The following is a 12,255-nucleotide window of genomic DNA, read 5'->3' as shown; positions in this document are numbered from 1 at the left end:
GCATATGCGGAATGCGGATAAAAGCGGAGGTGTTTGATTATGTCAAAAATCACAGAAGTAGCAGAATTGGTAGAAAAAGGAAAAGCAAAACTTGTAGGTGCAGCTGTACAGTCAGCTCTTGATGAAGGCTGTGAGGCAACAGAGATTCTTAACAGCATGATCGATGCAATGGCTGTTGTAGGTGAAAGATTTAAGAACGGAGAAATCTTTGTTCCGGAAATGCTGGTAGCAGCCCGTGCAATGAAAAAGGGTGTTGAGGTTCTGAAACCACATCTTGCATCCGGCGCTACAGGAAGTATGGGAAAACTTATCATCGCTACTGTAGCAGGAGATCTTCATGATATCGGAAAGAATCTTGTTGCAATGATGATCGAAAGTGCCGGCTTTGAAGTTATTGATCTCGGTGTTGATGTACCTGCATCGAAGGTTATTGAATGTTACAAAGAAAATCCGGATGTTAAGGTAATTGCACTTTCAGCGCTGCTCACAACTACAATGCCGGCTCTGAAGGATACAGTTGCAGCACTTAATGCGGAAGATTTCAGAAGCAATGTTAAGATCATGGTTGGAGGAGCACCGATCACGAAGGAGTTTGCAGATGAGATCGGCGCAGATGGATATTCAGAAGATGCAGCAAGCGCAGCAGTTCTTGCAAAAGCTTTGGCAGCATAAGGGAAAATAAAACAGGCCGCTCTGTATTGTCTGTGCATGGCATAGACGGCAGAGCGGCTTTTGCTTTACAGTGACCATCGGAGGGATGAAAATGTACCGAATAAAATTTATCAGGGAGGAAAAGGAGATCCTGGTGGAACCGGGTACCAGGATCCTTGAGGCGGAAAGAAAAGCAAAGCTGGTTCCTGATGCACCTTGCGGAGGCCGGGGAAAGTGCGGGAAATGTCGTGTTAAAATAGAAGATCACATGGTGCTTGCATGTCAGATGGAAATCCACAGTGACCTTGAAGTAGATACATTGTCCGGATGCCAGGAAGAGGAGATCCTTACAGAAGGAATGCAGAGACCGGTTGCGTTCAGGCCTGATCTGAAACAGAAAAAAGTGATTCTTAAGAAACCGGAGACAGGAGACAACCGCTCTGAATGGGAGCGGCTGACAGAACAGCTGGATGTGGAAAAAACTGTTCTGCCTGATACTGAAATTGCATCGAAGCTTTACGGCTGCAGAAAAGAAGCAGAAGAATGGTATGTGATCTGTGCAGGAAATGAGATCCTGGATATCAGCAGAGAAGAGAAAAAAATCTGTTTTGCGGCTTTTGATATAGGTACAACGACGGTGGTCGGCTATCTTATGGATGCATTGACCGGGAAGCAGCTGGCTCTCAAGAGCAGAATGAACCCACAGACTCAGTATGGCGCAGATGTGATCATGCGGGCGGATCATGCTCTGGAGCATGGCGTAGAGCAGCTGACCGGCTGCATACGGAATGCGGTTGATGAAATGCTCCAGGAACTGGCAGAGGAAGCAGGAAGAAGCACATTAGATATCTGTCAGGTATCTGTAGTAGGAAATACCTGCATGCATCATCTTTTTCTTGGGATTTCTCCGGCATCGCTGGTCCATGCACCATATAATCCGGCGATCAGTCAGGGGCTTACACTGAATGCAGAGCAATATGGGCTCCATATCCACAGAAAGGGGCAGCTGCTTATGCTGCCTGATATAGCCGGGTATGTAGGGGCAGATACCTGTGGCTGCATTTTGGCGCTCAGACAGGATCAGCAGAACGAGATCAGCCTTATGATCGATATTGGAACGAACGGGGAGATGGTCCTCGGAAATAAAACGAGATTAGCCTGTTGTTCAACAGCTGCCGGTCCGGCATTTGAAGGTGCAAAGATCGAGTGCGGGATGCGTGGAGGCGCAGGAGCAGTAGATCATGTAGTATACAAAGATGGAAAATGGGAATACACGACTATAGGAAATAAGGCTCCGGCAGGCTTATGCGGTTCAGGTCTGATCGATCTTGTGGCGCAGCTGTACCTGGCTGGTTTTATTGATGAAAGTGGTCATCTGGAAAGCGGCCAGGAAAAGGCGGGAGTGTTTGTGCTGGTACCTCCGGAAAAGTCGGGAAATGACAGGGGCGTTTATCTGACACAGAAGGATATCGGAGAGGTACAGCTGGCAAAAGCGGCTATCGCAGCGGGAATCTTTCTTCTTATGAAAAGACTGGAGATCACAGAAAAGGATATTAAACGGGTCTATCTTGCCGGTGCATTCGGCAATTACATGAATCCGGAAAGTGCGGCAGCGATCGGGATGTTCCCGGCCGGACTGCTGCCCAGGATACAGCCGGTAGGAAATGCGGCAGGCGAAGGTGCCAGGATCGCACTCCTGAATGAAGAGGAAAGAAAAGAAATGGATCGAACTGTCAAAAATATGGATTTTGTGGAGCTGGCAGCTTCGCCGGAGTTCCAGGACTGTTTTGTGGATGGCTTATGCTTTCCGTAATGCGAGGAGAATGGATATGCTTAATATAAAAGAACTGGAAGAGATGGGAAAAAAGGCAGGATTTTCTTATGTAGCACTTCTGAAGAGCGATTCGATCGAGCTTATGCCGGAGGTAAGGGAAATGTGCAAAAATAATACCTGCCATATGTATGCAAAACGCTGGAGCTGTCCTCCCGGATGCGGAGATCTTGAAGTATGCAGAAAAAAGATAGAAAAGTACAGGGAAGGCATTATTGTCCAGACAGTGGGGAAACTGGAGGATCCTCTGGACGGAGAGACGATGATGGAGACCGAAGCGGTTCATAAACAGAATTTTTATGAATTTGAAAAAATGCTCAGAGAAAGATGGCCGGGCATGCTCCCCATAGGGGCCGGGTGCTGTACAAAATGTAAAACGTGTACATATCCGGATGCTCCATGCCGTTTTCCCGAACAGGCATTTTCTTCGATGGAAGCCTATGGAATGCTGGTAACACAGGTATGCCAGGCAAATGGTCTGGAATACTATTATGGTCCCTGCACGATCGCCTATACCAGCTGCTATCTTCTTGAATAGAACAGGAGTGAAAAAATGAATGACAGAGAACGGGAGGCATATCTGAACAGGATCGGATATGAGGGTGAATTAAGAACAGATAAAAAATGTCTGGAAAAGATAATGGACCTTCATCTTTGCAGTATTCCCTTTGAAAATCTGGAAGTTTTTGACGAGGGAAGGATTCCTTCTCTGAGGTCGGAAGATATTTATGAGAAGATCATTGTCAGAAAACGAGGCGGATATTGCTTTGAGCTGAATAAATTGTTTTATGAGCTTCTGAAAGCTTTGGATTTCTGTGTGATCCCTGTGGCGGTAAGGATATTGTGGAACCGGGAAGAGCTTCCGCCGGTCCTGCACCGGGCAACCCTTGTTATTTTTGAGGAAGGAAGCTATTACTGTGATGTAGGATACGGAGGTCCCGGTCCCAAGAAGCCGGTTCTTATGAAGGATGGTATCCACAGAGAAAAAAACGGATGGTACCGTGTTAACATGAAGCCGGGAAATGCAAACGGAGAGATACTTGTTGAACGAAGGAAAGAAGAAAAATATCTGCCAATACTCAGATTTTCACAGACTCCTACAGTAGAAGCAGATTTTGAACTGCTGAATTTCTATTGTGCAAAATCTCCAGATGTATTATTTACCAGAAAAAGAGTAGTGAGCATCTGCAGACCGGAAGGAAGTGTTGCGCTGACCGGGAATGTTCTTACGATCCAGAAGGAAGATGGATCCATTGAAACGAAAATAAGTGATTCGGAAGAAACCATCAGGCTATGGATGGAACATTATTTCGGATTGGAGTTTTTACAGATATAAACAGAAAAAAGGACCAGGTTGTCAGGTGACAGTCTGGTCCTTTTCCTGCAGAAGAAAGCAGAGCTGCAGAAGAAGCCGGTCTTTCGGATTATCCAGATCAACTTTTGTGAGCTTCTGGATGCGCTCCAGACGGTAGGTCAGGGAACTTCTGTGTATAAAAAGCTCACGGGCTGTCTGAAGAGAATTGCGTTCATGCTCCAGATAGACCTTGAGTGTGTGATACAGCTCGGTATTGTTTTTTCGGTCATAATTCTGCAGTGCATCCAGCCGTGAAGAGACCAGAAGCTCGGGACTGATCTGATGGCTGATCTGGGAAAGCATATATTCCAGAAGATAAGCATCAAAATGATAGCACCAGGCCATGCTCTGACTTTTTTTGCCCAGGCGCAAGGCGGAAACAGCCTGAATATATCCCTGAGGGATCAGGAGAAAATCACGAAATTCAGAGCTTACTCCCATTTTAAAAAGCCCTTCGCGCAGGATGATCGCAAGTGAACTGATAACATCGGAAGATACAGAGTGCTTAAAGGACAGATTAACGATCACAACGATTCCCTGCTGATAGGTAAAGGCCAGACCTTCCGGGATCTGGGCTTCAATGTGTCCCAGTGTGGCGATGGAAGAGTGCATACGGTCATCCTGCTGCTGGGTTTCCAGACGAAGTACAAGATACCGGTCATGGCGATTCCAGTTCAGATACTGGATCTGATCGGTAACTGCCTGTAGTTCTGTGAGCTTTCCGGAAAGATACTCCGTGAAAAACTGCCGGGAGTCATTTCCCATTGAAATTTGGAACAGATTGTGTCGACGGATGCACAGCTCGATAAAGGAGCCAAGATACTCAAGAGCAGAAAAATGTCCGGGCTGTATCTCCGTCTGGAGCTCATCCACACAAAGCCTGCCCTGATAATTGCCGCTGACCCAGAGATTCATGTAGAGGATACGGTAACCGCGGAGCTCTTCGGAATAAATATTGGCGCCGTGGGTGATAAGTGTGCGCTGGTATTCGGCGTCAAGCTTGAAATCCTGAATCAGGCTTAAAGGTGCGATGAGTCTTCCTGTACGCTGGTCATGGACCCATTCGGACATACCGGTTACGTGCCGGGGAGAAGAAAGGATATAAAAGTTGGTGTCGTGGGCAAAAACCGGATTATGAAATATATCCAGACTGGCTTCCAGCATCTCATTCAGCGGATCGATACTTCCAAGTGCAAGCTGGAGTTTACTGTCCCAGTCAGAATATCTGTCAAAGGTCTGCTGTATCTGGTTGAAGACCTCAGAAAAAGAAAGGGTTCCCTTAATGTGAAGGATCCTGCAGCTTTCGGAAAAGCAGGAAAGATCACCGGAGCCCACCACTACAAATGCGATGTTGTGGTATCGCAGGAAGCTTTCGGAAAGAGAATTGCCGAAGACAAGATAAAGGTAGCATGGCTTCAGCAGGGCTCCTGCCTGATATATGCGAAGACCATCCAGCGTCAGGGGGTCTTCACGGCAGAGGATGGAAACATCCTCTTTTTTCTCCGCAAAATCGTCAGCAATGATCTGGAGATTAAGATGGAAGCCTGTATGCGGGCTATTCACGAAATGCTCTCTTTTGTTCAAAATATTTCCTCCAATTCATAAAAGCCTTGTATTTATAGGAAATTATAACATATTAGACGGAAAATAAAAAGAAAACGGAGAGGAAATTATTTATGCATATTTACAATAATAACTGTACAAAAAGTATGAAGTATTGAAGAAAGAATGAAGAAGTGTGCGGATTTACGAACAAGAAAAAAACAACTATACTGTAATCATCAAATGTAACGTGAAGTTGTGGAAATGGCCGGTCCCACAAAAAACAGCGAAGGGGGAAAGAAAATGAGTAAAAATGAAATACCGAAACAAGATCCGAAACAGAAAAAGGGTCTTACAAATGCCCTGAAATATTTCTTTGGTGTTGGTGATGCCGGATTTGTTCTTATGAGTAATATCGAGACATTTTACTTTATGACATTTCTGACGGATCTGGCAGGCTTTGCGGCTGGTGTAGCTGGTGTGATCAATTCCGTATTTACCATTGTTGATGCCTGTCTGTCCTGGCTTTACGGAGGAATCATCAATGGCACAAAAGCAAAGAAATGGGGGCGTTATCGTTCCTGGCTGATCATGGTTCCGTGGATGGTGCCGTTTCTGTACGCATTCATGTTCATACGTGTCAGTGATAATGAATGGGTTTCGGCAGTGGTGATTATTGCTGCATCCATCGCATCTCATGTGGCATGGAATTTCAGCTATGTTGCCAACGCAACCCTGATCAGTGTTGTTGGTAAAACACCGGAAGACAAAGCAACGCTTGCATCCTCCAGGGCAACCTGGAATAACATAGGCGGTCTGCTGTTTTCCTATATGGGTCTTCCATTTGCAACACTTCTTGCCGGATATGTCGGTGAGAAAAATAAATTTGCAGCAGCAGCTTTCTGCCTGGGTATTCTGATGGTCGTAACCTATTTTGCCCATTTCAAGATGACGGAAGGCTATGAAGAGATTGAAACGGAAACAGCAGGAAAGAAAAATGACAAAACAAAGATCACGATCAGAGAGATGTTTGCTTCCCTGTTTCAGAATCCGCCTCTTATGGTCCTGATGCTGGCAGACCTTGCAAAATGGTGTGTGAAATTTGTAACAGCAGCATCTGCTATTTACTATTTCAGGGATGCAATGGGAAATCCGGGACTGATGACCACCTATCTTCTCTGGGTTGCCATCGGTGCCATCATCGGAGCTTTTTCCATGAGATACATTGCAAAAGCAATATCGTCCCGTACAACTATGATCATCGCTTATGCAGGAATGGCAGTATCACTGTTTCTTGTATATATTTTCTATGGAAATGCAATGACAGTGATCGCTCTTATGACACTTGCCCAGTTCTTCTATGGTATGGCTTTTGCAGCTTCACCTGCACTTTATGCGGACACTGTAGTGTATGCAACATGGAAGAGCGGAAAAGATGCATCCGGATGGATCATGGGATTACAGAATCTTCCGCTGAAGATTGCCGTATTCTTAAGAGGAACGATCCTCAGCGCCTGTCTTGTGGCGGTAGGCTGGAAATCCGGAGTTGTTCTTGAGGGAACGGCCCGTCAGGGAATGACGATTTCCTTTGCACTTGTTCCGGCTATTTTCTGTCTGGCAGGTCTTCTGCTTCTGGTGTTTGGATTTAAGATCACAAAGGAAAAGGTTCTTCAGTATCAGGCTGAGATTGACGCAAGATCATAAAGAAAAGTGATCGGGTATTTCGAAAGATCACAGGATAATAAAGGAGGAAGCATTATGTTGAAAGCATCGGAGATTTTACTTGAAACGATAAAAAAGGACGGCAGGCCGGAACGACTTCTGAGACAGTATGAGGGTGCGACCTTTTACCCGCCGAACCCGGCAAATAATTATGTGCGTGGAAACCGTCACCGTGGTATGGAGCCTATGAAGGATCTTTTCGGAACTGAGATCCTCTGGCCCCAGGAACAGCTGGCTGCAATGCCGCATGTAACAGAGGACAACAAGGTCATTGATGATATCACAGAATGGAAAGAGCAGCTGGTGATCCCGGATATTGTCGGTCAGTGCTCGGATCCGGCTTTATGGGAACCATTTAAACAGAAGGCACAGGAGATAAAGGATTCAGGAAGCCTTTTCATGGCATTTATGCCTACAGGTGTTTTTGAGAGGCTTCACTTCCTGATGGGATTTGAGGATATGCTGGTGAACTTCCTTCTTGAGCCGGAGGATATGATGGATCTCTGCAATGCCATTGGGGAGTACCGTTTTCAGCTTACAAAGCTGATCGTTGATAATCTCCACCCGGATATCATCCTTTCCCACGATGACTGGGGTTCCAAGCAGTCCCTGTTCATCAGTCCGGACACATGGAGAGAATTTATCAAACCACAGTATGAAAGATCCTATAAATATATGAAAGACCATGGAGTGATCGTCATGCATCACGCAGATTCCTTCATGGAACCGATCATAGAGGATATGGTTGATCTTGGGATTGACATCTGGCAGGGAACACTTCCGCAGAATGATATTCCGAAGCTCCAGAAACAGCTGAACGGAAGAATGACACTTATGGGCGGAATCGATGCTTCGATCGTAGACCGTGTGGATTCCACAGAAGAAGAGATCCGCAAGGAGGTCAGAAGAGCATGTGAGGAGTATGCACCACACGGACATTTCATTCCATGTATTACCTATGGAGGTCCCGGTTGTCTGTTCCCTCATGTAGATTCAATTATTGATGACGAGATTGAAAAATATAATAAGGAGCATTCCTGTAATTCATTAAAAGCGCCAATTGAATAAAAAAGAACCTCAAGGTATGATTGAGTTGCATCTTGGCGGATGTAAACAAAACAATCAAGCACTGGAGGTTCCAAATGAATTATACACAGAATGAAAAGATTGAGCAAGTAACAGATTCAACAATGGTTGTCGGAGTTGATATCGGAAGCCAGATACATTATGCAAGAACTTTTGATAACAGAGGACGCGAACTTACAAAACGTATTTTTTCTTTTCATAACGATCTGGAAGGGTTCAATTCTTTCAACCTTTGGGCAGAGACACTTAAGACTGAGAATAAAAAGACTGCAGTTCTGATCGGCTGCGAGCCAACAGGTCATTACTGGTTTGCGTTTACGAAGTATGTAAATGATCATCAGAAAAGATTAGTAATGGTCAATCCATTCTCGGTTAAGAAGATCAAGGAACTTGATGATAACAGTCCAAAGAAAACAGATTCAAAAGATCCAAAAATAATCGCAAAACTAGTTGTGGATGGGAGATATTCAATCCCATACATGCCAGAAGGCATTTATGCCGAAATAAGAGACCTGGTATACAGCCGTGACAGGATCATGAAGTAGCACAACATATCTGCAAACAGGATCCAGAGATGGCTTGCAATACATTTCCCGGAATATCTGGGATTATACACACGATTTGATGCAATAAGCGGCCTGGCAGTGCTTGAAAAAGCACCATTGCCAAAAGATGTGATCGCGCTTGGAGTAAATGGGATCCGAAAGATCTGGCATGATAAAAAGATGCGAGGCAGAGGAGTTACTGAAGATAGGGCAAAGACCCTGGTTGAAGCTGCGCACAACAGTGTTGGACTTGACGGAGGGATTGGAACAAAAAGTGAATTATATATGCTGCTTGGTTTCCAGCACGGTTTATCTTTACGGAGAACCGAAGACAAGTACCGTCTGGGCATCTATTGATCTGAAGCAGCGGCAGCTTTTTGATCTGGATTAAAATTTACATAATCTTTATTTGATTATTTGAAAAAACAGTGCTATAGTAAAGTTGGTTCCGGTAAACGGATGATTTATGGATCCCAGAAGAGGACCGGGCGGAACCAAATTACTGTTGACCGGTCAGGATCTGGATCAGGAAAGAAGGAAGAGGGAAAAAATTGCGTAAAAAATCACATATACTGTTAGGCAGATACCTGGCTGACCAGATGTCTGAGGTGTACAGTCTCCAGCAGCACAGAAAAGCGTTTTGCCTGGGCAATATCATGCCTGATCTGAAACCATCGTTTCTCACCACCAGACATGAGTTTTTCGGAACATTCGATCACCTCCAGAATAAGATGAGGGCGCTTGTCGAGAAGAACCCGGAGGAAGAGAATGCCAGAGTATACTGGAGAAGATTCGGTGAGGTCATGCATTATATGGCTGATTATTTTACTTTTCCTCATAACAAAACATACAAAGGAAATCTTGCAGCACATAATTCTTATGAAGCTGAGCTGAAGAACCGCCTGAGAGAATGTATCCTCAGCGGCGCAGCAGACAGCCAGCTGGAAGAAGCGAAGCAGTTTGAAAGCTTTGAGGAACTTGTGGAATATATCCGTGAGCGTCATGCATATTATCTGGAAAGCCCGCGGTGCATTGCCGATGACATCCGTTTTATCCTTCGGGTGTGCTATCAGGTTGTACAGGGAATTTTTCAGCTCTGTGTCAGAAAACAGTTTCATATGGGCGGACAGCCGGCAGTGACTGTCTGACAGTATATAAAAAGCCGCAGTGTGTGAGAGCACTGTGGCTTTTTTACGTTATGGTAAACTCTAAAAAATCTTACAAAAATGTGAATAAAAAGTGAAAAATAGATGAATTGAAGGAGATATCCTACCAGAACAGTTGATTTCACGATTTTCGTATGCTAAAATAAATTGAATTAAACTTTAAGTTATCAAACGGTTTAAGGCAGACCTTTATTATAGGGGAAGTAAAGGGATGTTCAAGGAAAGAAGGGAGCATCTTAATAAATATGAAGAACAAGTACCTGAATAAGTTTTTTTGCATCACGATGTTATCAGCTATGGTACTGGCAGTTCCAACCGGAGTAAAAGCCGCCGAGGAAGCAGATAATGTTGTTGCTGAGGAAGGTGTTTCAGGAGACGGGAGCGAGGTAAGTGAACCGGAACCAGAAGTTCCGGAAGTTCCGGCAGAACCGGTGCCGACAGCTGCACCGGAACCGGAAATAACTGCTGCACCTGACCCGGAACCAACTACAGCGCCGGAGCCAACAGATACACCGGCACCTGCGCCGACGGAAACACCGGAGCCGACAGCAACACCTGCGCCGACGGGAACACCGGAGCCGACAGCGACACCTGCACCGACGGCAACACCGGAACCGACCGCGACACCTGCACCAACGGCAACGCCGGAGCCAACCGCAACACCTGCACCGACGGAAACACCGGCCAGGGATGACTCTGCAAAGGTACAGGCGGTGATCCGGAAGATCAAAGCACTGGCAGGCAGAACGATCACAGCAGCAGATAAAGCGGAGATAGATAGCGTACGTGCAGCTTATGAGGCACTGTCTAATACAGAAAAGGCCAAGGTTACGAATTATAAGATCCTGACTGAGGCAGAAGCCAAGCTTGCAGCTGTCGACAAGAACGACAGTGATAACAAAAAAGATAACAAAAAAGATGATAGCAGCACGGAAGATAACAAGAATACAGAGATCACAGATGGAAATAACGCCACAGCAACACAGATCGGAGATCCTGTTTATGTGACAAATATGGTATCCAATCTCCATGCAGGCAAGGATTTTTATCTGGATAGTCTTAAGAACAATTATCATCTGTCCTTCTCCGATGATTTTGCTTCTGTAATGGAAGAGATCGAAAGAGAATATAAAGAGAAGAACAAGCTTACCGATACGGAGAATACACTTCTGGTAAGAAACTGGCAGGATATCCTTGCTGTTTATATTTACGAAAAGAGCAAAGCAGGAGCAACGTCATTTACATTGGATGCATCCTGCAAAGATGATCTGGCAAGGATTTTTGCGGAGATGAACCCCATCGTCAGGGACAAGCAGGATATTACCAAGATATCCTACGGAAATCGCAAGATCAACTACTACATCAAGAAGAACAATATTGCAAAGGAAGACAGAAGCGTCCTTAAGAAATATGTGGAAACAGACTGTAAGCTTCTCTGTGCGGTAGTTACCGCATCCAAAGGCTTTGTCCGTGAAAGCGTGGGAGACAATGTTTCTGAGGATCGTGTAGATGTTATCACCGCAGCGTATTCACTGGTTGGTAAGGTCGGATATTTCTGGGGCGGTAAATCTACGGTGATCGGAGAAGATCCAAGCTGGGGCTCCGTTGAGAAGGTATCTGCAGACGGCAGCAGAAGCTCCGGTACGCTCCGTGCATATGGTCTGGACTGCAGCGGCTTTGTTACCTGGGCAGTAATCAATGGATATAAGGATCAGGGAATGCAGGCAGCAGTTGGAGACGGAACCTCTGACCAGTGGGAGAAGGCCGGTGTTATCAGCGAAGCAGATGCACAGCCAGGAGATCTGGTATTCCAGAGAGGACCGGAAGCAGGAAGCAACAACCACGTTGGTATCCTGTGCGGAAAGACGGATTCCGGCGACTGGATCGCAGTACATTGTTCTTCAAGCAAGAATGGTGTAACGGTTGGTGAGGCATACAGTGCAAGCTTCCGTTATATCAGAAAGCCATCCTTCTATCAGGATACAACAGCGGAGGAAACAGTTGATAAGACCACAGCTACAGAGAATGATGTTCTGACAGAGAAGAGTGCAGAAAAGCTCCTCACGGATGTGGTTAGATCTGATGCACTGAAGGATGCACTGGCATCCGGTGATACTGTTTCAAGTGACCTTCTTGCAGATTTTAAGAATACGGCTTTGCAGGAGGATGAGGAAGAAGATGAAGTTGAGACGCTGACTCTGGATCAGGAGACCATGGACGATGCAGTGGATACATTTGATGATGATGTAGAAACACTGGAAATGGAAAACTAAGGGACAGCGATTGAAGATAAGGGCAGTCTCCCACGGGAGGCTGCCCTTTCTTACAATCGCTGCTTCAGACAGAGGACATGATATT

General features: G+C 45.5%; 11 protein-coding genes. 10 read left to right on the top strand and 1 reads right to left on the bottom strand.

Annotation, left to right across the window (positions count from 1 at the left end):
* The first annotated feature begins 39 nt into the window (after positions 1-39).
* From ACTNDQ_RS06570 to ACTNDQ_RS06555, 4 genes are all read left to right on the top strand, one after another.
* The gene (locus ACTNDQ_RS06570; protein ID WP_015524728.1) at positions 40-672 is read left to right on the top strand and encodes a corrinoid protein; all 633 of its coding nucleotides are present in this window, start codon (positions 40-42) and stop codon (positions 670-672) included.
* 91 nt (positions 673-763) lie between these two features.
* A complete protein-coding gene (locus ACTNDQ_RS06565; RefSeq protein WP_441064234.1) occupies positions 764-2,464 on the top strand; it encodes an ASKHA domain-containing protein in 1,701 nt (566 codons plus the stop codon).
* A 16-nt stretch (positions 2,465-2,480) separates the two neighbouring features.
* A complete protein-coding gene (locus ACTNDQ_RS06560; RefSeq protein WP_278796169.1) occupies positions 2,481-3,020 on the top strand; it encodes a DUF2284 domain-containing protein in 540 nt (179 codons plus the stop codon).
* A 15-nt stretch (positions 3,021-3,035) separates the two neighbouring features.
* Positions 3,036-3,818, top strand: coding sequence for an arylamine N-acetyltransferase family protein (locus ACTNDQ_RS06555; protein WP_441064232.1), 783 nt, complete (start codon positions 3,036-3,038; stop codon positions 3,816-3,818).
* Positions 3,819-3,839: 21 nt separating this feature from the next.
* Here the strand turns inward: ACTNDQ_RS06555 and ACTNDQ_RS06550 are convergent, their stop codons facing one another.
* The gene (locus ACTNDQ_RS06550) at positions 3,840-5,420 is read right to left on the bottom strand and encodes a PucR family transcriptional regulator (RefSeq protein WP_441064230.1); all 1,581 of its coding nucleotides are present in this window, start codon (positions 5,418-5,420) and stop codon (positions 3,840-3,842) included.
* Between the two features lie 261 nt (positions 5,421-5,681).
* Between ACTNDQ_RS06550 and ACTNDQ_RS06545 the strand changes: the two genes are divergently transcribed.
* The 6 genes from ACTNDQ_RS06545 (at position 5,682) to ACTNDQ_RS06520 (ending at position 12,170) form a co-directional block, all read left to right on the top strand.
* Complete coding sequence (locus ACTNDQ_RS06545) at positions 5,682-7,082, top strand: MFS transporter (RefSeq protein ID WP_118515886.1); 1,401 nt, start codon at positions 5,682-5,684, stop codon at positions 7,080-7,082.
* 54 nt (positions 7,083-7,136) lie between these two features.
* The gene (locus ACTNDQ_RS06540; protein ID WP_022426478.1) at positions 7,137-8,168 is read left to right on the top strand and encodes a uroporphyrinogen decarboxylase family protein; all 1,032 of its coding nucleotides are present in this window, start codon (positions 7,137-7,139) and stop codon (positions 8,166-8,168) included.
* Positions 8,169-8,242: 74 nt separating this feature from the next.
* Positions 8,243-8,731 carry an IS110 family transposase gene (locus ACTNDQ_RS06535; protein WP_441064227.1) on the top strand — a complete coding sequence of 163 codons (489 nt, stop codon included), beginning with the start codon at positions 8,243-8,245 and terminating at the stop codon, positions 8,729-8,731.
* Positions 8,732-8,830: 99 nt separating this feature from the next.
* Positions 8,831-9,088 carry a hypothetical protein gene (locus ACTNDQ_RS06530; protein WP_441064226.1) on the top strand — a complete coding sequence of 86 codons (258 nt, stop codon included), beginning with the start codon at positions 8,831-8,833 and terminating at the stop codon, positions 9,086-9,088.
* A gap of 194 nt (positions 9,089-9,282) precedes the next feature.
* A complete protein-coding gene (locus ACTNDQ_RS06525; RefSeq protein ID WP_022426477.1) occupies positions 9,283-9,879 on the top strand; it encodes a zinc dependent phospholipase C family protein in 597 nt (198 codons plus the stop codon).
* A 263-nt stretch (positions 9,880-10,142) separates the two neighbouring features.
* Positions 10,143-12,170: an NlpC/P60 family protein gene (locus ACTNDQ_RS06520; RefSeq protein ID WP_441064223.1), complete on the top strand. Its 2,028-nt coding sequence runs from the start codon at positions 10,143-10,145 to the stop codon at positions 12,168-12,170.
* The last annotated feature ends 85 nt before the right edge of the window (positions 12,171-12,255 follow it).

The sequence above is a fragment of the Blautia massiliensis (ex Liu et al. 2021) genome, assembly GCF_052064225.1.
Taxonomy (GTDB): domain Bacteria; phylum Bacillota; class Clostridia; order Lachnospirales; family Lachnospiraceae; genus Blautia_A; species Blautia_A fusiformis.
The sequence above is the reverse complement of the archived record's forward strand: the minus strand, read 5'-3'. Positions and strand labels throughout refer to the sequence as shown.